This window comes from Telluria sp. BA11 (assembly GCF_056680305.1).
Genome location: NZ_CM155275.1, coordinates 5,052,745 through 5,078,169 on the forward strand (window position 1 = coordinate 5,052,745; position 25,425 = coordinate 5,078,169).

25 protein-coding genes are annotated in these 25,425 nt (G+C 63.9%); 14 read left to right on the forward strand and 11 right to left on the reverse strand.

Annotated elements, in window-relative coordinates; genetic code table 11:
* Positions 1 to 75 precede the first annotated feature (75 nt).
* The gene (gene purL, locus AC1MGT_RS22355) at positions 76 to 4,107 is read left to right on the forward strand and encodes a phosphoribosylformylglycinamidine synthase (protein ID WP_499502159.1); all 4,032 of its coding nucleotides are present in this window, start codon (positions 76 to 78) and stop codon (positions 4,105 to 4,107) included.
* A gap of 427 nt (positions 4,108 to 4,534) precedes the next feature.
* On the opposite strand, the gene AC1MGT_RS22360 is transcribed toward purL, so the two are convergent.
* From AC1MGT_RS22360 to AC1MGT_RS22390, 7 genes are all read right to left on the reverse strand, one after another.
* Positions 4,535 to 4,915: a GNAT family N-acetyltransferase gene (locus AC1MGT_RS22360; protein ID WP_499502160.1), complete on the reverse strand. Its 381-nt coding sequence runs from the start codon at positions 4,913 to 4,915 to the stop codon at positions 4,535 to 4,537.
* A 114-nt stretch (positions 4,916 to 5,029) separates the two neighbouring features.
* Positions 5,030 to 5,806, reverse strand: coding sequence for a peptidylprolyl isomerase (locus tag AC1MGT_RS22365; RefSeq protein WP_258834112.1), 777 nt, complete (start codon positions 5,804 to 5,806; stop codon positions 5,030 to 5,032).
* Positions 5,807 to 5,890: 84 nt separating this feature from the next.
* Complete coding sequence (locus AC1MGT_RS22370; protein ID WP_499502161.1) at positions 5,891 to 6,670, reverse strand: peptidylprolyl isomerase; 780 nt, start codon at positions 6,668 to 6,670, stop codon at positions 5,891 to 5,893.
* A 104-nt stretch (positions 6,671 to 6,774) separates the two neighbouring features.
* The gene (locus AC1MGT_RS22375) at positions 6,775 to 7,068 is read right to left on the reverse strand and encodes a BolA family protein (RefSeq protein WP_499502162.1); all 294 of its coding nucleotides are present in this window, start codon (positions 7,066 to 7,068) and stop codon (positions 6,775 to 6,777) included.
* Positions 7,065 to 7,697, reverse strand: coding sequence for a septation protein A (locus tag AC1MGT_RS22380; RefSeq protein WP_499502163.1), 633 nt, complete (start codon positions 7,695 to 7,697; stop codon positions 7,065 to 7,067). The genes AC1MGT_RS22375 and AC1MGT_RS22380 overlap by 4 nt, the downstream gene beginning before the upstream one ends.
* 13 nt (positions 7,698 to 7,710) lie before the next feature.
* Positions 7,711 to 8,106: a peptide-methionine (R)-S-oxide reductase MsrB gene (msrB, locus tag AC1MGT_RS22385; protein ID WP_183552199.1), complete on the reverse strand. Its 396-nt coding sequence runs from the start codon at positions 8,104 to 8,106 to the stop codon at positions 7,711 to 7,713.
* 31 nt (positions 8,107 to 8,137) lie between these two features.
* A complete protein-coding gene (locus AC1MGT_RS22390; protein ID WP_499502164.1) occupies positions 8,138 to 9,628 on the reverse strand; it encodes a protein adenylyltransferase SelO in 1,491 nt (496 codons plus the stop codon).
* Positions 9,629 to 9,826: 198 nt separating this feature from the next.
* Between AC1MGT_RS22390 and AC1MGT_RS22395 the strand changes: the two genes are divergently transcribed.
* The 3 genes from AC1MGT_RS22395 to AC1MGT_RS22405 all read left to right on the forward strand — a co-directional run bounded on the left by AC1MGT_RS22395 (position 9,827) and on the right by AC1MGT_RS22405 (position 13,959).
* On the forward strand, positions 9,827 to 11,494 hold the full coding sequence (locus tag AC1MGT_RS22395; RefSeq protein WP_499502165.1) for a 3-(methylthio)propionyl-CoA ligase: 1,668 nt from the start codon (positions 9,827 to 9,829) through the stop codon (positions 11,492 to 11,494).
* A gap of 73 nt (positions 11,495 to 11,567) precedes the next feature.
* The gene (locus AC1MGT_RS22400; RefSeq protein ID WP_499502166.1) at positions 11,568 to 11,765 is read left to right on the forward strand and encodes a YqaE/Pmp3 family membrane protein; all 198 of its coding nucleotides are present in this window, start codon (positions 11,568 to 11,570) and stop codon (positions 11,763 to 11,765) included.
* Between the two features lie 103 nt (positions 11,766 to 11,868).
* Positions 11,869 to 13,959, forward strand: coding sequence for a 3-hydroxyacyl-CoA dehydrogenase NAD-binding domain-containing protein (locus AC1MGT_RS22405; RefSeq protein WP_499502167.1), 2,091 nt, complete (start codon positions 11,869 to 11,871; stop codon positions 13,957 to 13,959).
* Between the two features lie 63 nt (positions 13,960 to 14,022).
* On the opposite strand, the gene AC1MGT_RS22410 is transcribed toward AC1MGT_RS22405, so the two are convergent.
* Entirely contained in the window at positions 14,023 to 15,726 is a 1,704-nt protein-coding gene (locus AC1MGT_RS22410; protein WP_499502168.1) for an MFS transporter, read from the reverse strand.
* A gap of 224 nt (positions 15,727 to 15,950) precedes the next feature.
* Between AC1MGT_RS22410 and AC1MGT_RS22415 the strand changes: the two genes are divergently transcribed.
* From AC1MGT_RS22415 to AC1MGT_RS22425, 3 genes are read left to right on the forward strand one after another with little or no spacing between them, the layout of a single operon-like run.
* Positions 15,951 to 16,253 carry a Dabb family protein gene (locus AC1MGT_RS22415; RefSeq protein WP_499502169.1) on the forward strand — a complete coding sequence of 101 codons (303 nt, stop codon included), beginning with the start codon at positions 15,951 to 15,953 and terminating at the stop codon, positions 16,251 to 16,253.
* Between the two features lie 11 nt (positions 16,254 to 16,264).
* On the forward strand, positions 16,265 to 17,047 hold the full coding sequence (locus AC1MGT_RS22420) for an SDR family oxidoreductase (protein ID WP_499502170.1): 783 nt from the start codon (positions 16,265 to 16,267) through the stop codon (positions 17,045 to 17,047).
* Between the two features lie 23 nt (positions 17,048 to 17,070).
* Positions 17,071 to 17,979 carry an SDR family oxidoreductase gene (locus AC1MGT_RS22425; RefSeq protein ID WP_499502171.1) on the forward strand — a complete coding sequence of 303 codons (909 nt, stop codon included), beginning with the start codon at positions 17,071 to 17,073 and terminating at the stop codon, positions 17,977 to 17,979.
* A 15-nt stretch (positions 17,980 to 17,994) separates the two neighbouring features.
* On the opposite strand, the gene AC1MGT_RS22430 is transcribed toward AC1MGT_RS22425, so the two are convergent.
* The 3 genes from AC1MGT_RS22430 to ygfZ are packed head-to-tail and all read right to left on the reverse strand — an operon-like array spanning position 17,995 to position 20,122.
* Positions 17,995 to 18,756 (reverse strand): NRDE family protein, encoded by a 762-nt coding sequence (locus AC1MGT_RS22430; RefSeq protein ID WP_499502172.1) that lies wholly within the window; start codon positions 18,754 to 18,756, stop codon positions 17,995 to 17,997.
* Complete coding sequence (locus AC1MGT_RS22435; RefSeq protein WP_499502173.1) at positions 18,747 to 19,052, reverse strand: DUF4936 family protein; 306 nt, start codon at positions 19,050 to 19,052, stop codon at positions 18,747 to 18,749. The genes AC1MGT_RS22430 and AC1MGT_RS22435 overlap by 10 nt, the downstream gene beginning before the upstream one ends.
* Before the next feature lie 2 nt (positions 19,053 to 19,054).
* A complete protein-coding gene (gene ygfZ / locus AC1MGT_RS22440) occupies positions 19,055 to 20,122 on the reverse strand; it encodes a CAF17-like 4Fe-4S cluster assembly/insertion protein YgfZ (protein WP_499502174.1) in 1,068 nt (355 codons plus the stop codon).
* Between the two features lie 112 nt (positions 20,123 to 20,234).
* Here ygfZ and mltG point away from each other — a divergent pair, with 112 nt between their 5' ends.
* The 7 genes from mltG to AC1MGT_RS22475 all read left to right on the forward strand — a co-directional run bounded on the left by mltG (position 20,235) and on the right by AC1MGT_RS22475 (position 25,340).
* Positions 20,235 to 21,236 carry an endolytic transglycosylase MltG gene (gene mltG, locus AC1MGT_RS22445; protein WP_499502175.1) on the forward strand — a complete coding sequence of 334 codons (1,002 nt, stop codon included), beginning with the start codon at positions 20,235 to 20,237 and terminating at the stop codon, positions 21,234 to 21,236.
* A gap of 14 nt (positions 21,237 to 21,250) precedes the next feature.
* Positions 21,251 to 21,859, forward strand: a complete 609-nt coding sequence (gene tmk, locus AC1MGT_RS22450; RefSeq protein ID WP_499502176.1) for a dTMP kinase — start codon at positions 21,251 to 21,253, stop codon at positions 21,857 to 21,859.
* Between the two features lie 2 nt (positions 21,860 to 21,861).
* Entirely contained in the window at positions 21,862 to 22,878 is a 1,017-nt protein-coding gene (locus tag AC1MGT_RS22455; RefSeq protein WP_499504352.1) for a DNA polymerase III subunit delta', read from the forward strand.
* Positions 22,879 to 22,888: 10 nt separating this feature from the next.
* On the forward strand, positions 22,889 to 23,266 hold the full coding sequence (locus AC1MGT_RS22460; protein ID WP_183552247.1) for a PilZ domain-containing protein: 378 nt from the start codon (positions 22,889 to 22,891) through the stop codon (positions 23,264 to 23,266).
* Between the two features lie 35 nt (positions 23,267 to 23,301).
* Positions 23,302 to 23,820, forward strand: coding sequence for a GNAT family N-acetyltransferase (locus AC1MGT_RS22465; protein WP_258834127.1), 519 nt, complete (start codon positions 23,302 to 23,304; stop codon positions 23,818 to 23,820).
* A gap of 65 nt (positions 23,821 to 23,885) precedes the next feature.
* Complete coding sequence (locus AC1MGT_RS22470; RefSeq protein ID WP_499502177.1) at positions 23,886 to 24,668, forward strand: TatD family hydrolase; 783 nt, start codon at positions 23,886 to 23,888, stop codon at positions 24,666 to 24,668.
* Positions 24,669 to 24,671: 3 nt separating this feature from the next.
* Complete coding sequence (locus AC1MGT_RS22475) at positions 24,672 to 25,340, forward strand: ankyrin repeat domain-containing protein (RefSeq protein ID WP_499502178.1); 669 nt, start codon at positions 24,672 to 24,674, stop codon at positions 25,338 to 25,340.
* Positions 25,341 to 25,425 lie beyond the last annotated feature (85 nt).

Genomic DNA, 25,425 nt, shown 5'->3' on the forward strand with positions numbered 1-25,425 from the left:
AGAGGGGGGAGGCTGTATAATACCGGCCTATCTTCCACCCTAGCAGCGACGCTGCATCAACCGACTGTCCAAGCCATGTTGATTCTGCCGGGTTCCAATGCCCTGTCCGCCTTCCGTAGCCAACGCCTCCTGAGCCAACTGCAAGCTGTCGCCCCGTCGATCGCCGCCGTCCAGGGCCGTTTCTACCATTTCATCGACACCAGCGCGCCACTGTCCATCGACGATACGTCGCGCCTGTCGGCCATGCTCACCTATGGCGAGCCTGCGCCGGAGACCCTGTACGAAGGCGTGACCGAAGCATTCTTCGTCATCCCGCGCCTGGGCACCATTTCACCGTGGGCCTCGAAAGCGACCGATATCGCGCGCAACTGCGGCATGGGCCATGTCCACCGCATCGAGCGCGGCATCGGCTACACCGTCGTGCTCAAGACCGGCATCCTGGGCAGCAGCTTCGGCGCGCCCAAGAAGCTGGCGGACGACGAGCTGCAGGCGGTCATCGGCCTGCTGCATGACCGCATGACCGATACCGTCCTGCGCAATGCCGACGATGCGCAGCACCTGTTCAATGAACTCGAAGGCAAGCAGCTCGAGAGCATCGACGTACTGGGTCTTGGCCGCGCCGCACTGGTGCGCGCCAACACCGAACTCGGTCTGGCGATGTCGGACGACGAAGTCGATTACCTGAACGACGCCTTCACGAAGGCGCAGCGCAACCCGACCGACGTCGAGCTGATGATGTTCGCCCAGGCGAACTCGGAGCACTGCCGCCACAAGATCTTCAATGCCGACTGGGTCATCGACGGCGAGAAGCAAAGCATCTCGCTGTTCGGCATGATCAAGAACACGCACCAGCTGAACCCGCGCGGCACCGTCGTCGCTTACAGCGACAACTCGTCGATCATCGAAGGCGCGACCGTCACCCGGTTCTTCCCGCGCGACGGTGAAGAGTACGGCCCGTCGACGGAGCTCGTGCACACGCTGATGAAGGTCGAAACGCACAATCACCCGACCGCGATCTCGCCATTCCCGGGCGCCTCGACCGGCGCCGGCGGCGAAATCCGCGACGAAGGCGCAACGGGCCGCGGCGCCAAGCCGAAGGCGGGCCTGGCCGGCTTCACGGTGTCGAACCTGGTGATCCCGGATGCCGTGCGGCCGTGGGAAAACGCGTCGGACGTGACGGGCCAGGTGCGCTCGGATGCTCTGTACGGCAAGCCGGAACGCATTGCCTCGCCACTGCAGATCATGATCGAAGGCCCGATCGGCGGCGCCGCATTCAGTAATGAATTCGGCCGGCCGGTCCTGGGCGGCTACTTCCGTACCTACGAACAGAATGTCGGCGCAGCCGGCGCGGTCTACGGCTATCACAAGCCGATCATGATCGCCGGCGGCATCGGCAGCATCTCGGCCGCGCACACGCACAAGGACGAGATCCCGGTCGGTAGCCTGCTGATCCAGCTGGGCGGCCCCGGCATGCGCATCGGCATGGGCGGCAGCGCCGCGTCGTCGATGGCCACCGGTACCAACACGGCCGACCTGGACTTCGACTCGGTCCAGCGCGGTAACCCGGAGATGGAGCGTCGCGCGCAGGAAGTCATCAACGGCTGCTGGCAGCTGGGCGCGCATAATCCGATCATCTCGATCCACGACGTGGGCGCGGGCGGCTTGTCCAATGCGTTCCCCGAAATTGTCAACGATGCCAAGCGCGGTGCGATCTTCAATCTGCGCAAGGTGCCGCTCGAAGAAAGCGGCCTGGCGCCGAAAGAAATCTGGTCCAACGAATCGCAGGAGCGCTACGTGCTGGCGATCGCCCCCGAGAGCCTGGCGAAGTTCGCCGCGCTGTGCGAGCGTGAGCGCTGCCCGTTTGCCGTCGTCGGCACCGCGACCGAAGAGCGTCAACTGCGCCTGATCGACGAAGAGCAGGCCGGTGGCCCGAATGCATCGCCCGTCGACATGCCGATGGACGTCCTGCTCGGCAAACCGCCGAAGATGACGCGCGACGTGCAGCACGTGCAGAACACGTTCCCGCCGGTGGACCTGACCGGCATCGAGCTGGTGGAAGCAGCGCGCCGCGTGCTGCAGAATCCAACCGTCGGCGACAAATCGTTCCTGATCACGATCGGCGACCGCACGGTGGGCGGCATGACGGTGCGCGACCAGATGGTCGGCCCGTGGCAGGTGCCGGTGGCCGATTGCGCTGTCACGGCGATGGCGTACGACGGCTTCCTCGGCGAAGCGATGGCGATGGGCGAGCGCACGCCGCTGGCCGTTATCGACGCCGCTGCGTCGGGCCGGATGGCCGTGGCCGAGTCCATCATGAACATCGCAGCCGCTGCGATCGACGATATCTCGGACATCAAGCTGTCAGCCAACTGGATGGCGGCCTGCGGCCAGCCGGGCCAGGACGCTGCGCTGTTCGACACCGTGAAAGCGGTCGGCATGGAACTGTGCCCGGCGCTGGGCGTGTCGATCCCGGTCGGCAAGGATTCGCTGTCGATGCGCACGACCTGGAACGACGCTGGCGAATCGAAAGCCGTGATCTCGCCGGTGTCGCTGATCGTCTCTGCGTTCGCACCGGTGGCCGATATCCGCCGCTCGCTGACGCCGCAACTGCGGACGGATGCGGGCGAGACCGCCCTGATCCTGGTTGACCTGGGCCGTGGCAAGAACCGCCTCGGCGCGTCGATCCTGGCGCAGGTCACGCAGCAACTGGGTGACTCGGTGCCGGACGTCGATTCGCCGGACGACCTGAAAGCGCTGTTCGGCGCGATCCAGGCGCTGAACAAGGACGGCAAGCTGCTGGCCTACCATGACCGTTCGGACGGCGGTCTGTTCGCGACGCTGGCCGAGATGGCCTTCGCCGGTCGCACCGGCGTGTCGGTCAACCTCGACATCCTGACGATGGAGAGCGGCCATGGCGCCGACTGGGGCGATGCCAAGAACTGGGCCGGCCAGGTGGCCGAGCGCCGCAACGAAATGACGCTGCGCGCGTTGTTCAGCGAAGAACTGGGCGCCGTGTTCCAGGTGCGCGTGGAGGACAAGACGGCGGTCATGAACGTGCTGCGCGAAGCGAACCTGGGCGCCTGCAGCCATATCATCGGCAAGCTCAATGACCGTGGCGCCATCGAATTCACGCGCGACGCGAAGGTCATCTACAACGAAAAGCGCAGCAGCCTGCACCGCCTGTGGAGCGAGACCAGCTGGCGCATCGCGCGCCTGCGCGACAATCCGGAGTGCGCGGACGCCGAATACGACCGCCTGCTCGACGAGCACGATATCGGCATGACGCCGAAGATCAGCTTCAACCTGGACGAGGATGTCGCTGCACCGTTCATCGGGACCGGCAAGCGTCCGCGCGTGGCGATCCTGCGCGAGCAGGGCGTCAACTCGCACATCGAAACGGCCTGGGTCATGCACCAGGTCGGCTTTGCAGCCATCGACGTGCACATGAGCGACCTGATTGCCGGCCGCGCCAAGCTGGATGACTTCCATGGCGTGATCGCCGTGGGTGGCTTCTCGTACGGCGACGTGCTGGGCGCCGGCGAAGGCTGGGCCAAGACCATCCTGTTCAACCCGCAGCTCTCGGACCAGTTCGCCCGCTTCTTCGCGCGCCAGGATACCTTCGGCCTGGGCGTCTGCAACGGCTGCCAGATGATGAGCAACCTGAAGTCGATCATCCCGGGTGCGCAGGCATGGCCGAAGTTCACGCGCAACAAGTCGGAGCAATTCGAAGCGCGCTTCGGCATGGTCGAAGTGCTGGACTCGCCATCGATCTTCTTCCAGGGCATGGCCGGCACCCACGCGCCGATCGCCATCGCGCACGGCGAAGGCTTCGCTGACTTCTCGCTGACGGGCGACTACGACGCATCGATCAAGGCAATGCGCTTCGTCGACAACCGCGGCCAGGCCACCGAAACGTACCCGTTCAACCCGAACGGCTCGCCGGGCGGTCTGACCTCGGTGACGACGGCCGATGGCCGCTTCACGGTCCTGATGCCGCACGCCGAGCGCGTGTTCCGCGCCTCGGTGCATTCGTGGGCCCCGGAATCATGGAGCGACGAGTCGCCATGGATGCGAATGTTCCGCAACGCACGCAAGTGGGTTGGCTGATCAGCTGACTGAAATGAAAACGCCTCCTCGGAGGCGTTTTTTTTGCGCCGTGGCACAGCCGGGGTCAGGTCTGACATTCGGACACGACCTCAGCTTTAGCCACTTCCAACACAGCCGGGGTCAGGTCTGACATTCGGACACGGCCTCAGCTTTAGCCACTTTCAACACACCCGGGGTCAGGTCTGACATTCGGACACGACCTCAGCTTTAGCCACTTCCAATGATGGCTTGTTCAGATTCGGCATGGGCGATGCCAGCTAAGCCGGACCGGTTGACTGTCGAGATCGTGTCCAATTGTCAGACCTGACCCCAGCTTTGCCAGCTTTGGTAAGTTGAATGTCGAGGTCGTGTCCGAATGTCAGACCTGACCCCGGCTTTTGCAGCTCTTGAAGTGAATTTGGACGCGCGGGTGGCGTCGCCACTCATCTTATGAGGCGTTGAGCACGAAGATGACGTCGTCGTTGCTTGACGGCGCAGGGCGCCAACCCAGTCGCGTATAGAACTGCGCGGCTCTGGTGCGTGCGCCCGTGCTTAGTGTCACGCGTCTGAAACCCAGCGAGAACAGCCACCCGGATGCCCGTGTCAGCAATTCCTTGCCCAGCCCTTGTCCCTCGAAACGCGGATCGACGAACAGGGCCCAGATTGAACCGTCGATCTTGTTGGCGTAGCTGAACGCGACGATCTCGTCATCGACCAGCGCCACCCAGCCGCGACCATCCTTTTCCAGAAAATCGGCATACATCTGCGGCGTGATTCGCGTGGGGTCGCGCAAGACATTCTCGGTCACCGCCAGGCGGATGCGGGTCATGTGCGGTATATCGTTGTACGCCGCTTCACGAAATACGGGATGCATAAACGCCAGCCTCCAAATAAAAAGAGCGCACCCTTGGGCGCGCTCTTTGCGGTCCAGCCAGGCAGCGAATTACTGCACTTTGGCTTTCTTGACCAGGGTCTCGCGATAGGCTGCCAGCTGACGCTGCTGCAGGCCTTCGGTGACTTGCTGCTTGACTTCTTCCAGCGCCGGCACCTTGGCTGCGCGCACGTCTTCCAGCTTGATGACATGGAAACCGAACTGCGATTTCACAGGCGTTTCGGTGATGGCGCCTTTTTGCAGGGCGACCATGGCTTTCGAGAACTCAGGCACATAGGTGGCCGCGCTGGCCCAGCCCAGGTCGCCGCCGTTCTGTGCGCTGCCGTCTTTCGACTGCTTGGCCAGTTCGTCGAACTTGCCGCCGGCTTTCAGCTTGGCGATGATGCCCTTGGCATCGGCTTCCGAATCGACCAGGATGTGACGCGCGTGGTATTCCTTGTCGCCGATCAGCGCTTTCTGCTTGTCGTACTCGGCTTTGACGTCGGCATCCTTGACCGGGTTCTTCTTGACGTAGTCCGCCAGCATCGCGTTGATGATGATGCTTTGACGGGCGTTGTCGATGGCCGACTTGACGTCGGCGCGGGCGCCGATGTTCTGCTTGTCGGCTTCCTGGATCAATACTTCACGGCTGATCAGGTCTTTCTTGATCGCTTCGCGCAGGTCAGGGGAGTCCGCAGCGCGGCCCTGGGCCACGACCTGCTTGACCAGCTGGTCGACCCGAGCTTGCGGGATTGCCTTGCCATTGACGGTAGCGGCGTTCTGCGCGAGGGCAGGCACGGCAACGACTGCAATCATGGCGAACAACAGGCTGGCTGGCTTCAAAATCATCGTTGAGATCCTATATAAACTCGAAAAGTATCGCCGCAGGCGACGAATGCCGGTGCGCGGTGTGCGCGCCGGCGACAGCACATCTTACTGCACCTTTGCCTTCTTGACCATTTGCTCCTGGAAGTCACGCAGCTTCTCTTGCGCGAGCGTCTCGGAGATCTGTGGCTTGACCTGCTCCATCGGTGGCAGCTTGGTCGCGCGGGTGTCGTCAAGCTTGATCACGTGGAAACCGGCATTGGTCTTGACCGGCACGTCGGTGATCGCGCCCTTGGCGAGCTTGGTGAAGCCGGCCGCGAATTCTGGCGGCATCGTGTTCGGGGTGACCCAGTCCAGATCGCCGCCGGTGTTGGCAGTGCCGGTGTCTTTCGAGGTCTTGGCGACGTCTTCGAACTTGGCGCCGCCCTTGATCTTGGCAATCGCTGCCTTGGCTTCAGCTTCGGTCGTCATCAGGATGTGGCGGACGTGGTATTCCTTGTCGCCCGTTTCTGCCTTGACCTTGTCGTAGGCGGCCTTGATCTCGGCATCGGTCACCGGGTTCTTGGCGATGTAATCGCGGGCCAGTGCGTTGACGACGATCGACTGGCGGGCGCTGTCCATGGCTTCGCGCACTTCAGGCTTCTTGTCCCAGCCTTGCTTGACAGCCTCTTGCATCAGCACTTCGCGGGCGATCAGGTCGTTCTTGACGGCTTCGCGCAGCTGTGGCGAGTCCTTGCCCTGGTTCTGAGCAACGACCTGCTTGACGACGGCGTCGGCGCGTGCCGAAGGAATCGCCTTGCCGTTGACCACTGCGATGTTCTGGGCAAAGGCCGGGGCCGATGCGATGGCAACGAGGGCTAACAGCAGGCGAGCAGGCTTAAAGGTCATGTGTATTCCTGTGACGGGTTTTAACTGGACGAGAGAAGTTCAGGTGGTGTACTTATCTGTTCGATTGTCGGGCAAATTTCTTAAAACTGCCTGAAAACCCGCTTTCAGGACAGCTCGGAAGGCGCGATGGCGTTGATGGCCAGAGCGTGGATTTCCGCCTTGTTGATCATATCGTGCACGGCATCATACACAAGACGATGGCGCATGACCAGCTTGAGGCCTTCGAAGCGCGACGACACGATTTTGACTGAATAATGGCTGCCGCCGGAGGCCGCGCCAGCGTGGCCCGCATGCAGATGCGAGTCGTCGCTGATCTCGAGCAGGGTAGGGGCCAGCTCGGCTTCGAGCTGGGCGCGCATGCGTGGTTCGCGATCGCTTTTGTCTGTCAGATTGGTCATGCGTCTTCCTCCTTGATGTATTTGTAGAGCATCATCGTTTGAATCATGATGAAGGCAAAGAATATGGCGGTAAAGCCGAACAGCTTGAAGCTGACCCAGGCACCGGTATCGTTATGGAAGACCACGAACGCCATCAACAGGTTCAGCAAACCCATGCCGACGAAGAACGCCATCCAGATGTAGCCGATGCGGTTCCACAGCGGCTCGGGCAGCTTCATGTTCGGTTCCATGACGGAGCGAATCAGGTTCTTGCGATAAAACACTTGCGCGATGAACAGACCCAATGCGAATGCCCAGTACAGGATCGTCGGCTTCCACTTGATGAACAGGTCGTCGTGGAAATAGATCGTGGCGCCACCGGCGACGAGGATCACGCCCAGCGTCAGCCACATCGCATTGTCGACCTTGCGCCCGCGCGCCAGCAGGTAACCGACCTGGCACACGGTGGCGATGATGGCCACGGCAGTGGCCAGCAGGATCGCCGACTGTGACGGCGGCACGCCGCCGCCTGCAATCAATGGCCCCAGATACTCGACGGCCATGCGATGCGCCCAGGCCTGGTTGCTGTCCCCATACTTATAGACGCCGAAGAACAGCAGGACCGGGAAAAAGTCGAACAGGAATTTCATCGTGCAATCACTCTCAGGCCGGGTCGAACCGCATCGAGGCGGAATTGATGCAATAACGCAGGCCCGTTGGTGGCGGACCGTCCGGGAACACGTGGCCCAGGTGCGCGTCGCAGACGCCGCAAATGACTTCGGTGCGCACCATGCCGTGGGTACGGTCGGTTTTCTCGATCACATTGGCTGGATCGAGTGCACGGAAGTAGCTGGGCCAGCCGCAGCCCGAGTCGAACTTGGTGTCCGACTCGAACAGTGGCGTATTGCAGCAGACGCAGCTGTAAATGCCATGCTCGTGGTGGTCCCAGAACTTGCCCGTAAAGGCGCGTTCGGTCGCCGCGTGGCGCGTGACTTCGTATTCCATTGGATCGAGCTGGTTACGCCACTCGGCGTCGGTCTTGGTGACTTTGTCGGTCATGATGTGGTTTCCTCGTGTCTCGTTGGTGTGTTTATGAAGAGCAGCTTACTTCGAGATGCGCGGCCCAATCGGGCGGCAGCTCGGCGTAGGCAGCATTGTCGGGTTGTTCGTCGAACGGGCGCTCGAGCACGGCCAGCAGCTTGTGCACGCCGCTGAAGTCGCCGTTCTGGGCCTGTTCGATGGCCGTCTGGGCCAGGTAGTTGCGCAGGATGTACTTGGGATTGACCAGGTTCATCGCCGCGCGCCGGGTCGCGTTCACGCTGTGTTCGCTGCGCAGGCGGGTGCGGTAGATTGCGGCCCAGGCGTCGAACGATGCGCGGTCGATGAACAGGTCGCGCAGCGGTTCATCCTGCTCGGGCGCATCCACCTGCAGGTCGCCCAGCAGGCGGAAGAACAATGTGAAATCGGCGTGGTTCGCTTGCAGCAGCTCGATCGTGTCTTCGAACAGCTTGGCATCGCCTTCCTGGGTCTCGAGCAAGCCAAGCTTGCCGTGCATCAGGATGTCCATCTGGCGGCCGAATTCGGGCCGGTAGACAGCCAGGGCTTCCTCGGCCACTTCGGGCTCACCAATCAGCGGCAGCAGCGCATTGCCCAGCGCATAGCAATTCCAATGCCCGACCGGCACCTGGTTGGCATACGAATAGCGCCCGCCCTGATCCGTGTGGTTGCAGATGTGGCGCGCATCAAACGCTTCCATGAAGCCGAACGGGCCATAGTCGAGCGTCAGGCCCAGGATCGACATATTGTCGGTGTTCATGACGCCATGCATGAAGCCCACGGCCTGCCAGTGCGCAATCATGCGCGCGGTGCGGCGCGTGACTTCGGCCAGCAGCGCCGCGTAGGGATTGGCTTCACCCGCGAGTTCGGGATAGAACTGCTCGATGACGTAATCCGCCAGCGTACGCAGTTCGTCCTGGCGGTCATGCGATGCCCAGTGCTCGAACGAGCCGAAGCGAACAAACGTCGGCGCCATGCGCGCCACGACGGCAGCCGTCTCGAGCGTTTCGCGGGCGATGCCTTGGGGCGAGCCGGTCAGGGACAGCGCGCGCGTCGTCGGGATGCCCAGTGCGGCCATCGCCTCGGAGCACAAGAACTCGCGGATCGACGAGCGCAGCACGGCGCGGCCGTCGCCCATGCGGGAATATGGCGTGCGCCCGGCGCCCTTGAGCTGGATTTCCATCGGGCCGGTCGGGGTGGCGATATCGCCCAGCGTGATCGCGCGCCCGTCGCCCAACTGACCCGCCCAGACACCGAACTGGTGGCCGGAATACACGGCGGCAAGCGGTTGCGAACGCGGCGCCACCTTGTTGCCGGTGAAGACCTCGACAAAATCAGGGCGCGCGAGATCCTCGACGGTCAGCCCGATCAGGGCGGCCGCAGGTTGGCTGGCCGCAATGAAATGCGGCGCAGGCAATGGCGTGGGCATCAGGCGCGTGTAAAACGCTGGCGGCAATTCGGCAAAGGAATTGTTCAGTGCAAGTTCGTCGGCAGTGATGGCAGTCCTCGTTGGCGTGGTCGGCAATGAAACGATTTTACCCGACCGCGATATTACGCGTGATCGGGCACGCCGGTTCGCGCGCGTTACACCCTGTAACGGCGCCGGTTCAGAAAGGCGTCATGACGCGCTGCATCATCGAATTGCGTTGACGCCGCGCCGCATCGCACACGACACTTTCGACGTTGCTGCTGAGCTTGATAACCCTTGAATCCCGGAGCCCACATGCCTGATTACCCGATGAGTCCCCTGCAAGGCCAGATGATGGATGCACCGCTGCTGGTTTCCGGCATCATCGAATTCGCCGCGCGCCATTATGGCGATGGCGAAATCGTCTCGCGCCGCGTCGAGGGCGACCTGCACCGCTACACCTGGCGCGACGCGGCCGCCCGCTCGCGCCAATTGGCCAACGCGCTGGACAACCTGGGCATCGCCATGGGCGACCGGGTGGCCACGCTGGCCTGGAACGGCTACCGGCACCTGGAACTGTATTACGGCGTCTCGGGCTCCGGCGCCGTGCTGCACACGATCAATCCCCGCCTGCACCCGGAACAGATCGCCTATATCGTCAACCACGCCGACGATCAGGTGCTGTTCTTCGACCTGACCTTCCTGCCGATTGTTGCCGCGCTGGCGCGCACCTGCACGGGCGTCAAGGCCTGGGTGGCTCTGTGCGACAGCGCGGCGCTGCCACGTGATACGGGCATCGACACGCTGCTGTGCTACGAAGACCTGATCGGCGCACAGAGCGACGACTATGCGTGGCCGCAGTTCGACGAACGCTCGGCCGCCAGCCTGTGCTACACGTCCGGCACGACCGGCAATCCGAAAGGCGCGCTGTATTCGCACCGCTCGACGGTCCTGCACGCGTACGCATCGGCCATGCCGAACGCGCTCAATGTCTCGTCGCGCGATGTCGTGCTGCCGGTGGTGCCGATGTTCCATGTGAACGCGTGGGGCTTACCGTACTCGGTGCCGCTGTCGGGCGCGAAGCTCGTGTTTCCCGGGCCGGCGCTCGATGGGCGCTCGCTGTACGACTTGTTCGAAGGGGAGGGCGTGACGTTCTCGGCGGGCGTGCCCACGGTCTGGCTGGGCCTGGTCAACCATGTGATCGAGCACGATCTGGCGTTCTCCACGTTCCGCCGCACGGTGATCGGCGGCTCGGCCTGCCCGCCGGCGCTGATGGACACGCTGATGGACCGCTTCGGCATCGAGGTCGTACATGCCTGGGGCATGACCGAGATGTCGCCGCTTGGCACGGCCTGCACATTGAACAGCGCGCACCAGGCACTGTCGCCAGAGGGGCAGCGCGCCGTGCTGCGCAAGCAGGGCCACGCCATCTATGGGGTCGACATGAAAATTGTCGACGACGCTGGCGCAGAACTGGTCTGGGATGGTGTGACGTATGGCCATCTGCTGGTAAAGGGGCCATGGGTCGTCTCCGGGTACTTCCGCGAAGAGGGCGGCAATGTGCTGGTCGACGGCTGGTTCCCGACAGGCGACGTCGCCACGATCGATGCTGACGGCTATCTGGCGATCACGGACCGCAGCAAGGACGTGATCAAGTCCGGCGGCGAATGGATCGGCACGATTGACCTGGAAAACGTGGCGATGGCGCATCCGGCCGTGCTGCAGGCGGCCTGCATTGGCGTCGCGCACCCGAGATGGGACGAGCGCCCATTGCTGGTAGTCGTGCGCCGGCCCGGCATGGACGTCACGCGCGACGCGTTGATCAGCTGGTTTGATGGCAAGGTCGCGCGCTGGTGGACACCGGACGACGTCGTCTTTGCCGACAGCCTGCCCGTCGGCGGCACCGGCAAGATCCAGAAGAACCGGCTGCGGGAAACGTACGCGCAGCATCGTCTGCCATCGGCGCAGAGCCGCGAAACATAGTTGTGCGACGCAGTTTGGGGCGGGCGGGTAAAGTTGTGTCACTTTTAACAATCTTCTACTCACAGGAATTCCCATGCGCCTGCTTATCGCCCTCATTTTCCCGTGGCTGACGTTCTTCACGATCGGTCGTCCTATTGCCGGCGTCATCTGCCTGATTCTGCAAATCACGCTGGTCGGCTGGCTGCCTGCCGCGATCTGGGCGGTGTACGCGCTGAACGAGTACAAGACCGACAAGAAGATCGTCGAGGCGAGCCAGCGCGGCCAATTCTGAACGGGTAATCACCATCCTGGCTTGCCCGAATAACACGTTCGTTCGTTTATTTGCGGTATAGTTGGCGGCTCGGTCATTCCCACTTTCAGGAGACGAAATCGACATGAGCGCCGACTACCAGGTGCACGGCAGCGTTGCCGTCATCACGCTGAACAATCCCCCCGTCAATGGCCTTGGCCTGGCTACCCGCACGGCAGCCGTTGCCGGCATCCGGCAGGCCGAAGCCGACCCGGCCGTCACGGTCATCGTGATCACCGGCGCTGGCAAGGCATTCTCGGGCGGCGCCGACATCCGTGAATTCACGTCGCCCAAGGCGCTCACCGAGCCCACGCTGCACACGCTGATCGCCACTGCCGAAGGCGCTGCCAAGCCGGTCGTTGCTGCCATTCACAGCGTGTGCATGGGCGGCGGACTTGAGCTGGCGCTGGGCTGCCACTATCGCGTCGCGGTGCCGGGTGCGCAGATCGCGCTTCCCGAAGTCAAGCTGGGCCTGCTGCCCGGCGCGGGCGGCACGCAGCGCCTGCCGCGCGTGCTGGGCCTGGAAAAAGCCCTCGACATGATCCTCACTGGTGCGCCGGTGTTGTCCGACAAGCTGGCCGGCACGGGGATGTTCGACCGCGTATTCGACGCGGGCGTCGACCTGCTGCCGGCCGCCATCGCGTTTGCCGAATCCATCGCCGCCGTCCGGCCGCTGCCGAAAGTGCGCGACCGCGCCGTTGCGCACCCGGACGCCGCCGGCTTCCTGGCAGCGGCCCGTGCGCGCGTCGATGCGACGGCCGGTCCGTTCCCGGCCCCGCGCGAGTGCGTCGAGACGGTCGCCGCGTCCGTCACCGCCGATTCTTTCGAGGCCGGTTTGCAGTTCGAGCGCGAACGCTTCATGTACCTGACCACGACGCCCGAATCGAAGGCGCTGCGCCATGCATTCTTTGCCGAGCGCGCCGCCGCCAAGGTGCCGGGCGTGCCTCCCGAGACCCAACCACGCCCGATTGCCAGTGCGGCCGTGGTGGGCGCCGGCACGATGGGCGCCGGCATCGCGATGAACTTTGCCAATGCCGGCATCCCGGTGACCATCCTCGAGATGAAGCAGGAAGCGCTCGACAAGGGCCTGGCCGGCATCCGCGCAGTGTACGAACGCAGTGTTGCCAAGGGCAAGCTCACGGCCGACAAGCTGGCGCAGCGCATGGCCTCCATCACCGGCACGCTGTCGTACGACGCGCTGGCGCAGGCCGACATCGTCGTCGAAGCGGTATTCGAGGACATGGACGTCAAGGAGCTGGTGTTCCGCGAGCTCGACAAACTGATGAAGCCAGGCGCGATCCTGGCTACCAACACATCGTCGCTCGACGTGAATCGGATTGCCGCATTCACGGGCCGGCCGCAGGACGTGATCGGCCTGCATTTCTTCAGCCCCGCGCATGTGATGAAGCTGCTCGAGATCGTGCGCGGGGCGCAGACTGCCCCCGACGTTCTGGTTACGGCACTGGCGCTGGCGAAAAAACTCAAGAAAACGGGTGTCGTGTCGGGCGTCTGCGATGGCTTCATCGGCAACCGCATGCTCGAGCAGTATCTGCGCCAGGCGTACGACCTGCTGGAAGAAGGCGCGCTGCCGGAACAGGTCGACCACGCGATCGAGGCGTTCGGCTTCGCGATGGGCCCATTCCGGATGAGCGACCTGGCCGGCAACGACATCGGCTGGCATATCCGCAAGCGGCGTGCGATCGAGTCACCAGACTTTGCCTATTCGAAGCTGCCGGACCTTTTGTGCGAACAGGGCCGCTTCGGGCAAAAGACGGGCGCCGGCTGGTACGACTACCAGGCGGGCGCGCGGGCGGCCACGCCCTCAGGCACCGTCGACGCGATGGTGACGCAGTACTCGGGCGAGATTGGTGTCGAGCGCCGCGCGATTGCGGACGCTGAAATCGTCGAGCGGCTCGTGTACGCGCTGGTCAATGAGGGCGCCAAAATCCTCGAAGAAGGCATCGCACTGCGGGCGTCCGACATCGACATGGTCTACCTGAGCGGCTACGGTTTCCCGCTGCACCGTGGCGGACCGATGCTGTATGCCGACATGGTGGGCTTGCCGGCCGTGCTGGCAGCAATCGAAGGCTTTGCGCGCGGGCGCAATGGGGAGGCGTGGACGCCGGCGCCGCTGCTGGTGCGGCTGGCCGCGGCGAATGGCGCGTTCAACGCCTGAACATAAAACGGCTTGATGCGTGGATGGCGCCGCCTTCCACGCATCAAGCACACAACAAAATTGCTAGTCGTTCGCGTAAATATTGTTGTCCTTGGTCTCCCGCACGAACAGCGCACCGATCACGAACGTGGTCATGGCGATGATGATCGGGTACCACAGGCCGTAATAGATATCGCCCTTGAATGCCACCAGCGCAAAGGCCGTCGTCGGCAACAGCCCGCCGAACCAGCCATTACCGATGTGATACGGCAGCGACATCGACGTGTAGCGGATCCGGGTCGGGAACATCTCGACCAGCATCGCCGCGATCGGGCCATACACCATCGTCACATACAGCACGAGGATGAACAGCAGCACGACCAGCATCGGCTTGTTGATCGCGGCCGGATCAGCTTTCTCCGGATAACCCGCGCTCGCCAGCGCCCCGGTTACCTCTTTCTTGAGCGCCGCTTCGCTGGCCTTGGAGGCATCGTTGAAGTTCAGGTTATCCGGCGTCATGACGGCGTTGAACGACTTGAACTCGGTCGTGCCGATCTTGATCGTGGCGACGGTGCCGGCTGGCGCGTCGATCCGGTTGTAGCTGACCGAGGCGGCCGTCAGCATGCGCGTGGCGATGTCGCACGATGACGGGAACTTGCGGGTGCCCGTTGCGTCGATCTGGAAGCTGCAGGTGGCCGGGTCGGCCACGACGAACACGGGCGCGGTGCGCAGCGCCGTTTCCAGTGCCGGATTGCCGTAGTGCGTGATGGCCTTGAAGATCGGGAAGTAGGTCGCCGCCGCAATCGCGCAGCCGCCCAGGATGATCCACTTGCGGCCGATCTTGTCCGACAGCGCGCCAAAGATGATGAAGAACGGCGTGGCCAGCAGCAGGGCGATCGCGATCAGGATGTTGGCCGTCGGGTCGGCAATCTTGAGCGTCTTGGTCAGGAAGAACAGCGCATAGAACTGGCCCGTGTACCAGACCACGGCCTGGCCCATCGTCAGGCCGAGCAGCGCCAGCAGGGCGATCTTGGCGTTCTTCGGTTTCAGGAATGCTTCCGACAGCGGCGCTTTCGACGTCTTGCCTTCGGCCTTCATCTTGGCAAACGCCGGCGACTCGTTCATCGACAGCCGGATCCAGACCGAAATCCCCAGCAGCACGACCGAGATCAGGAACGGAATACGCCAGCCCCAGGCCTGGAATTCTTCTTCGCCGATCAGCGTGCGGGTACCGAGGATGACCAGCAGCGACAGGAACAGGCCGATCGTCGCGGTGGTCTGGATGAACGCCGTGAAGAGGCCGCGTTTGCCATGGGGCGCATGTTCGGCCACGTAGGTCGCCGCACCGCCGTATTCACCGCCCAGCGCCAGGCCCTGCAGGATGCGCAGTGAAACGAGAATGATTGGCGCAGCAATGCCGATCTGCGCGTAACTGGGCAGGATGCCCACGAGGAAGGTCGACGCGCCCATCAGCAGGATCGTGATCAGGAACGTGTACTTGCGGCCGATCATGTCGCCCAGGCGGCCGAACACGAGTGCACCGAACGGGCGCACGATGAAGCCGGCGGCAAAGGCCAGCAGTGCAAAGATGAAGGTAGTGTTGGGGTCGCCAATGAAGAACTGCTTGGCGATGATCGTGGCGAGCGAGCCGTACAGGTAAAAATCGTACCATTCGAACACGGTGCCAAGCGAGGAAGCAGCAATGACCTTGCGCTCTTCCTTGGTCAGGCCAGCGGTGGTGGTGGTGGGTGGTACGGCGCCGACAGTGTTGCCGGGTGTGATAGCCATGGGTGGTCTCCGTTCATTGTTTTGTGTTTAAGCGGAAATGCTGATTGTTGGTCAGCCAACCCAATGTGCGCCTCGAACCTTACGCGAATCTTGCAAAATGGGTAGCCAGGAGCACCTGCTGTAAATATGTTTTTTTGTATGGTTTTGGCGAACGGTCGTGCGCTCGCTATACTGGTCGAGAAGGGCACGCAACGCTGCCCAAAACGCATACAACAGGAGCGCGAATGATCAAGCACATCGTCATGTGGAAGCTGAAGGAAGAGGCCGAAGGCGCAGACCGCGCGACCAATGCACGCGAGATGAAACGCCGGCTCGACGAATGCGCCGCGATCGTCCCTGGCATCATCACGTTCGAAGTGACACTGGCCCAGCCTGACCTCGAAGCCACCTACGACATCGTCCTGTATTCCGAATTTGCCGACCGCGCAGCGCTGGCGGCGTATGTCGCGCACCCGGTGCATCAGGCCGTGGTGCCCTTCATCGGCGCGATCCGCGAAGGCCGCCAGTGCATGGATTACGAAGTCTGACCGGAGGCTATATGCGCACTACGCAGGAACTGTTTTCACTGGAGGGCAAGACCGCCATTGTCACCGGCGGCTCACGCGGGCTCGGGCTGCAGATGGCGCAGGCGCTGGGCGAGCAGGGCGCCCGCCTGATCCTCACCTCGCGCAAGCAGGAAGAACTCGACGCCGCCGTGGCCCGGCTGCATGGCCTGGGCATCGAGGCGACTTGCTTTGCGGGCGACCTGTCCGACCCGGCGCACGCAACAAGCCTGGTCGAGACGGCGCTGGCGCGCCTGGGTCACGTGGATATCCTGATCAACAATGCCGGCGCCACCTGGGGCGCGCCGGCCGAGGATTATCCACTCGAGGCGTGGGACAAGGTCATGAACCTGAACGTGCGCTCGGTATTTCTCGTTTCGCAGGCGGTCGGCAAGCTGTCGATGATCCCGCGCCGCTACGGGCGCATCGTCAATATCGCGTCGATTGCCGGTCTGTCGGGCAACCCGCCGGATGCAATGCAGACCATTGCCTACAACACGTCCAAGGGTGCGGTCATCAACTTCACGCGCACGCTGGCCGGCGAATGGGGCCGCCATGGCATCACGGTCAATGCGATCGCGCCGGGCTTCTTCCCATCGAAGATGACGAAAGGCGTGCTGGCCGCTTATGGCGCCGAAGGCCTGGCAGCTGCAGCGCCGCTGGGACGGTTGGGCGACGACGAAGACCTGAAAGGTGCGGTGGTGCTGTTCGCCTCCGACGCCGGCAAGCACATCACGGGACAAATACTGGCGGTCGATGGCGGTGTCACCGCTGTCTGAACGTTCGGTCAAAGGACAAGACGATGGATGATTTCAAAGGCAAGGTCGCGGTCATCACGGGCGCGGCCAGTGGCATGGGCCGCGAGTTCGCCACCATGGCCGCCAGCCTGGGCATGAAGCTGGTGTTGGGCGACGTGCAGCGCAAGCCACTCGAGAAAGCTGCCGAGGAACTGATGGACGGCGGCGCCGAGGTCATCGCGATGGTGTGCGATGTGCGCAAGAGCGCGCACGTGCAGGAGCTGGCCGATTCGGCGATGGCGCGCTTTGGCGCGGTGCACCTGGTGTTCAACAATGCGGGCGTTGGCGCTGGTGGCCTGATCTGGGAAAATTCGAAGGAAGACTGGGAGTGGGTGCTGGGCGTCAACCTGTACGGCGTCGTCAATGGCGTTCGCGCGTTCATCCCCGTGATGCTCGAATGTGCGGCGAAGGATCCCGCCTACCGGGGCTATGTCGTCAACACCGCGTCGATGGCGGGCTTGATCAATTCACCGGCGCTGGGCCTGTACAACGTGTCCAAGCATGCGGTGGTGGCGCTGACCGAAACGCTGTATCACGACCTCAAACTGGTCGATGCGCCGATAGGCACGTCGGTGCTGTGCCCGTACTTCATCCCGACGCAGATCGCCCAGTCGCACCGGCACCGGCCGGATGAACTGCGCACTGATGAGATCATGACGGCCAGCCAGATGGCGGCGCAGGCACTGACCGAAAAAGCTGTGGGGTCGGGCAAGGTGTCCGCGGCGCAGGTGGCGCAGCTGACGTTCGACGCCATCCGCGCCGAGCGATTCTATGTGTTCTCGCATCCGCAGGCGCTGGGCACCGTGGCCGAGCATGCCGATGCGCTGGTACATGGCCGGCAGCCGCCCGATCCGTATGCGGCCACGCCGCACCTTCGCGACATCCTGAAAGCAGGACTCAAGGGACGGCGCTGAGCGGCCGACCCTTTATCAGGCTGCGGCTTGCTCGCCCGGGACAACGACGCGCTCGTGCAGGTCAGGCGCGCCGTTGAGGTATAGCTTGACCACCGTCGACGTGCGCGTGCCGTACTCCTCGGACTCGATGCAGACCGACGACAGCATCCGCTCCATCTCGAGCGGCACGCCGGTCTCGGGTAACCGCAGATCGGGTGCACGGGTCGTGTCGGCCAGCATTTCAAAGTACGCGTCTTCCGGCGCGCCCTGGCACAAGAGGCTCGCGAACTGCGCTTTCGTGCGCAGCACCTTCGGCCACGGCGCATCCAGCAAGCCATTCGAGATGCCGTAGATCCGGCCGCGCTCCAGCGGCTGACCATTGCGCGGGTCAGACTGCCCGCGGTTCGAGTACCAGTACAGCGTCTCGCCGTCGCCCAGCACCAGGTTGTAGCCGTTGTAGTGGTCCGGCTGCGCCGCGAGCTGGGCGACGTAGGCGCCCGCATCGAGCTCGCCCGCCAGGTAGTCGGCCACCAGTGCCCCGCGTGTCGGCGCATCGGGCTGACGTTCGCCCGGGCTGCGGATATTGGTCAACGCGGCAAATCGCGGGCCGTTCGGGCCCGTGAGTGACACGCCCATCCAGCTGCCGCCGCCTTGCAGGTCGCGTCCGGCGATCACGTGCGGATGCTCGGGCCAGGGCGCCGCGGGCAGGGCCGGGCGGTCATAGAATTCATCGCGGTTGGCGGCGGCGATGACGGGCACGCCAGGGACGACGTGCCATGCAAAGACGATCAGGCACATGGCGGCAACTCCGTAAAGACTTCGGCGCGGCGCGGGCCGGCGAGCAGGGATTCGAATCCGGCTTCGTCGACGGCACGCGCGAGCGCGGCGTCAAAACCGGCGGGGACGGACGGGTAGACTTCCATCCAGGTTTGCAGGCCATCCTGGTTGCCGGGCCTGCGCTTGAGCTGTACGCTCACGCCTTCGCTGGCGACGAGGGCTGCCTGCATCGCGCGCACCAGCGGGGCCAGTTGCGCGGTGTCGGCGTCGCGCACCTTGTAATACACGTACAAGTCAGAGACGGACAAATCGGCCATCGTCAGTCGTCGATCGCGTCGAGGCTGTACGGCATTGGCAGGAAGCTCACGCGTGCGCCGGTGGCCGAGCCCAGGCGCACTTCTTCCGTCAGCTGTGCCAGCTTGATTTCAACCAGCGCGTCGGCGCCGCCGATGCCGTTGGGCGCGACGTTGACGACCATGCCGCATGGCTGGCTCGGGTCGAGCAGCGAAAAGACTTCGTCGCCGGGGCGTGCGCCCGCGTCGTCAATACGGGCCAGCGCCGCGCGGCGCTTGATCTTGCCGAGATACTTGGTGCGCGCGACGATTTCCTGGCCCGGATAGCAGCCCTTCTTGAAATTGACGCCGCCGAGCAGCTCGAAATTGATCATCTGCGGGACAAACTGTTCCTGCGTCGCGGGGCCCACCTGCGGCTCGGCCGCGTGGATCGTCGCCAGTTGCCAGGCCTGGTCGCCGCCAACGGCGAGCTGCGTGCCCAGCGCCGACAGCGCAGCGCCTGCTGTTTCCGCCGACGTGAGCCACAGGTAGCGCGGCGCGCCGAACGCGTCGTTCAGGCGCAGCACAGTACCGAACGCGCCATCCGTTTTCGTCATCGGCGTGGCCGGCAGCGTCGGCACGATCTGGCCGAGCGCGGCTTGTGCGCGCGCGCCGCCCAGGCCCAGCACTGTGGCGAACGGCGCCGCATCGGTTGCATCGACGAGCTTGGCCTTGGAGCGCATGACGAACATCGACAGCCGTTTCTGCAGCGGCGCCTGGATGGCGCGCGGCAGTTGCAGGTAGACGGCATCATTGTTGCGCCACATCAGGAAGCTCGCCTGCAGGCGGCCCTTCGGCGTGCAGAAGCCCGCGAAGCGCACGTCCGTCGCCGTCAGGTGCTCGACGTCGTTGGTCAATTGCGTGTGCAGGAATTTGGCAGCGTCGTCACCGCTCACGGCGATCAGGCCCTGGTCGCGTACCGTCGCGATGAAGCCGGCGGTCACAGCGTCGAGCGTGAGCTGCGGGCCAGTGTCGATGGCCTGCGCGGCGACCGCGAGCTGGTCGTGACCGGATGCTGGCGAAGGCGTGTTCTGGATGTCTGTCTGGGTCGTCATCAAAATCCGCTTATATTTAGGCAATTAGGCTTTATCATTACGGCCTCATTATAGAGTTGTGTGGAAAATCGCGCCGGGCGCGGTCCATTTCGCACGTTGACCGCGCAAAGACATGGCACTGATAAAAAAATTACTCGTTACCGGCGTCATCGTTTCCGTCGCCGCCGCCAGCGGCTTTGCCTGGTGGACCAAGCAGGCCTTGCCTGTCCCCGGCGCGCCGATAGAATTTTCGATCAACCCCGGCAGCGGCGTGGCCGCCAGCGCGCAGCAGATGGCCGCCGCCGGCGTGCCCGTCAACCCGACGCTGTTCGTGCTGCTGGCGCGCCTGACCGGTGATGCGGGCCGCATCAAGGCCGGCAGTTATGAGCTCAAGCCGAACACGTCGCCGCGCCGCCTGCTGTCGCAACTGGTGCGCGGCGAGTTCGCGCAAGAAGCGGTGACGATCATCGAAGGCTGGAGCTTCAAGCAGATGCGCCAGGCGATCAGCAGCCACACGCGCCTGAAGCACGATACCGTCAAGCTGACCGACGCCGAACTGATGGCGAAGATCTCGACCGAGTATAAGGATCCGGAAGGCCTGTTCTTCCCCGATACCTATCTGTTTGCGAAGGGCTCGTCCGAGATCGAGATCTACCGCCGCGCGCACCAGGCCATGCTGGATCACCTGAACGAGGCCTGGGCAAAGCGCAACAAGGAACTGCCGTACAAGACGCCGTACGAGGCGCTGATCATGGCCTCGATCGTCGAGAAGGAAACGGGGCAGAAGAGCGAGCGCACGATGATCGCCGGCGTGTTCGTCAATCGCCTGCGCACCGGGATGCTGCTGCAGACCGATCCGACTGTCATCTATGGCATGGGCGACGCGTTCGTCGGCAAGATCGGCAAGAAGGACCTGCTGACCGACACGCCGTACAATACCTATACGCGCGGCGGCTTGCCGCCCACGCCGATTTCGCTGCCCGGCCTGCAGTCGCTGCAGGCGGCGCTCGCGCCGGCCGACACGCCAGCGCTGTATTTCGTCTCGCGCGGCGACGGCACGAGCCAGTTCTCCAGCAATCTGCCGGACCATAACCGCGCCGTGAATCGCTACCAGCGCGGGATCACCACCCAATGACAGAAGGTTGTTCCATGCAGGGCAAGTTCATCACGTTCGAAGGCATCGACGGCGCCGGAAAATCGACCCATATCGGTTTCGTCACCGATTTTCTCGCGGGCCGCGGCAAGACCGTGGTGGCCTCGCGCGAGCCGGGCGGCACGCCGCTGGGCGAAAAGCTGCGCGACGTGCTGCTGCACGAAACGATGCACCTGGAGACCGAGGCGCTGCTGATGTTCGCCAGCCGCCGCGAACATATCGCGCAGGTGATTGCGCCGCAGCTGGCGCAGGGCCACTGGGTGCTGTCAGACCGGTTCACCGATGCCAGTTTTGCCTACCAGAGCGGTGGCCGTGGCCTGTCGCGCGAAAAGATGGAAGCGCTCGAGGCGTGGGTGCACCCAGCGCTGCAGCCTGACCTGACGCTGCTGTTCGACGTGCCGCTGGAGGTGGCGCGCGAACGGCTTGCGGCCTCGCGCACGCTCGACAAGTTCGAGCGCGAGCAGGCCGAGTTCTTTGCCCGGTGCCGCGCCGAGTACCTGCGCCGCGCGGCGCAGTTCCCGGGGCGCTTCGTGGTGGTCGATTCGACGCGCAGCATCGAGGCGATCCAGCGCGAACTCGCAGATGTCCTGGAGCGCCTGCTGTGACGATGTATCCGTGGCAGGGCGCCGCCTGGACCCAGTTGCAGGCGCTGCGCGCGCGCATGCCGCACGCAATCCTGTTCCACGGCCCGGCCGGCACCGGCAAGGCCGACTTCATCGAAGCGTTTGCCCAGGCGCTGCTGTGCGAGAACGCCCGGCCGGACGGCCAGGCGTGCGGCGTCTGCGCATCATGCGGCTGGTTTGCCCAGCATAACCATCCCGATTACCGCCGCGTGCGGCCCGAAGCACTCGAGGACGAACCGGGCGCGGGCGACGAAGAAGGCGACGGCGATCGTAAATCGAAGTCGACCAAGGCGCCGTCGAAAGAGATCAAGATCGAGCAGATCCGGGCGCTGGCCGACTTCATGAATATCTCGACGCACCGCCAGGGCTTGCGTGTCGTGGTGCTGTATCCGGCCGAGGCGCTCAATACGCCGGCCTCGAACGCGCTGCTCAAGACACTGGAAGAACCGCCGCCGGGCACCGTGTTCCTGCTGTCATCGAATAGCCTGGACCGGCTGCTGCCGACGATCCTGTCACGCTGCCGCAAGTTCGCGCTGCCGATGCCGTCGCACGACGACGCGCTGGCCTGGCTCAACGCGCAAAGCGTGCCGGATGCCGACAGCTGGCTGCGCGAGCAGGGCGGCGCACCGCTGGCGGCGCTGGCCGCGTCGGCGCACGGCAGCCGTGAAGAACTCGACGTGCTGCTCGCATTTCTGGCGCGCCCGGCGCCGGATGCGGCGCTGCGCGCGGCCGACAAGCTGGCCAAGGCCGAGCTGCCGGCCCTAGTCGCCTGGACCCAGCGCTGGCTGTACGATGTGTTCTCGTACAAATTGTCGGGCAAGATCCGCTACTACCCGCGCTACCAGAAAGAGCTGGCAGCGCTGGCCGGCCGGGCGCGGACGAACAACCTGCTGCGCGCGATCAAGGCCATGAACGAGCGGCGCGGGGTGGCCGATCATCCGCTGTCGGCAAAATTATTTGTCGAGGACATGCTGCTTGAGTACACTGGCTGCTGTACATGAGAGGACCACGATGAGCGCCAATCCGCCAGATGCAACCGCAGCCCAGGCCCCGCGGCCGTCCGTGCTGTCGCTGGCGATCAAGGAGAAAGCGGCGCTCTATGCGGCCTACATGCCGTTCCTGCGCAATGGCGGCATGTTCGTCCCGACCAGCAAGCCATACCAGATCGGCGACGAGATCTACCTGATCCTGGCGCTGATGGACGATCCGAACAAGTACCCGATTGCCGGCACCGTCGCCTGGATCACGCCGGCGGGCGCCAACAACAACAAGGCGCAAGGCATCGGCGTGCATTTCCCGGCCGACGAATCAGGCCAGCGCGCCCGCCAGCGCATCGAAGAAATTCTCGGCGCCGCGCTGCGTTCGTCGCGCGCCACCCATACGTTGTAACTAACCAAATTCTGTAACTAACCCATTCCTGCTGCATGCCTTCCTACGTCCATCGCCTGGCACGACGCGACGACCTGCCGGTCATCGTCGATATCTATAATTCCACCATCGCCTCGCGCGACGTGACGGCCGATACCGAGCCGGTGTCGGTGCAGTCGCGCGAAGCCTGGTTCAACGAGCACACGCCCGACCGGCGCCCGCTGTGGGTGATTCACGATGCGCTCGACACAAGCGAACAGCCGGCCGTCATTGGCTGGCTGTCGTACTCGAACTTCTATGGCCGGCCGGCGTATTCGGGCACGGCTGAAGTCTCGATCTATATCGCGGAGAGTGCCCGTGGCCGTGGCCTGGGGCGCTACTGCCTGGAGCTGGCAATCGCGTTCGCGCCCGAGGTCAAGGTGCATACGCTGCTGGGGTTCATCTTCGGCCACAATGCGCCAAGCCTGGCACTGTTCGGTAAATACGGGTTCGAGACCTGGGCCAACTTCCCGCGCGTGGCGAATCTCGATGGGATCGAGCGCGATCTGATCATTCTGGGCAAGCGCGTGGCCTGAGCACGTGGCCTGATCATGACCGAGGCGGCCGTGCTGCGGCAGGGCGCCTCGCGTACAATGGCGGGATGTTTATCGATTCCCACTGCCACATCAATTTTCCGGAACTGGCCGCCCGCATGCCCGAGGTGCTGGCCAAGATGGCCGAGAACCAGGTCACGCATGCCCTGTGCGTGTCAGTCGACCTGCCGGACTTTCCGCAAGTGCTCGCGCTGGCCGAGCAGTATCCCCACATCTTCGCGTCGGTCGGCGTGCATCCCGACTACGAGGACACGCCTGAGCCGACCGTGCAGCAGCTGGTCGACCTGGCGGACCATCGGAAGATCGTCGCCATTGGCGAGACGGGTCTGGATTACTACCGCCTCAAGGGCGACCTCGACTGGCAGCGCGAGCGCTTTCGCGTACACATCCGCGCCTCGCGAGAGACCCGCAAGCCGTTGATCATCCATACGCGCGCCGCCAGCGAAGACACGATCCGCCTGATGAAGGAAGAGGGCGCCGGCACCGACGCCGGTGGCGTGGCGGGCGTGATGCATTGCTTCACCGAGTCGCTCGAGGTGGCGCAGGCGGCCATGGAGCAGGGCTTCTATATCTCGTTCTCGGGCATCGTCACGTTCAAGAGCGCCAAGGATTTGCAGGCGGTCGCGCTGGCCGTGCCGCTCGAGCGCATGCTGATCGAGACCGATTCGCCGTATCTGGCGCCGGTGCCGTTCCGCGGCCGCATGAACGAGCCGGGCTATGTGGCGCACGTGGCCGAGTACATCGCCACACTCAAGGGCGTGTCGCTGCGCGATGTCGCGGCGCAGACGAGCGAGAACTTCTTCAACCTGTTTCAGACTGCCAGGAGCTGACGCATGCGGATTGTTCGTTCGATGGCGCGCGTGTGCGCGGCGGGTGTGCTGGTGGCAGTGGCCGCCGGCTCTGTTGCAGCGGCGCCGCCGACTGACAAGCAGGTGTCTTCGTTCTTCCGTGCCGTGCAGATGGACGATGCGAGCACCGTGCGCAAGATGGTCGGCACGGTCGTCAACGCCAACGAACTCAATCCGCTGGGTGGCGAGCCAGCGTTGGTGCTGGCGATCCGCGAAGGCTCGGCGGCGGTCGTGCAGGATTTGCTGGCCCACCCGGGCACCGACCTGGAACGCAAGGCAGTCAACGGCAACACGGCGCTGATGATGGCAGCGTTCAAGCGCGATGGCGACACCGTGCGCGCGCTGCTGGACAAGGGCGCCAAGGTCAACCAGCCCGGCTGGACGGCGCTGCATTATGCGGCCGCCAGCGGTGACGCCGCGATCGCGCAACTGCTGATCGAGCGTGGGGCGAAGCTCGATGCACTGTCGCCACGGCCGTCGGGCGCCGTGACGCCTTTGATGATGGCAGCGCGCGAGGGACAGGACTGGATCGTGCGCCTGTTGCTGGCCAAGGGCGCGAACGTGGGACTGAAGAACACCGAAGGCTTCACCGCCGCCCAGCTGGCCAAGCAGGCCGGGCACGACAAACTGGCCGGGCTGCTGTCCGGCCGCTGATGGATGGCGAACGGCGTGCAGATTGAATTGGACGTTATTTGCCCCTCACCTCGACAGATTGCGCGCAGGAAAGAGTATCCATAAT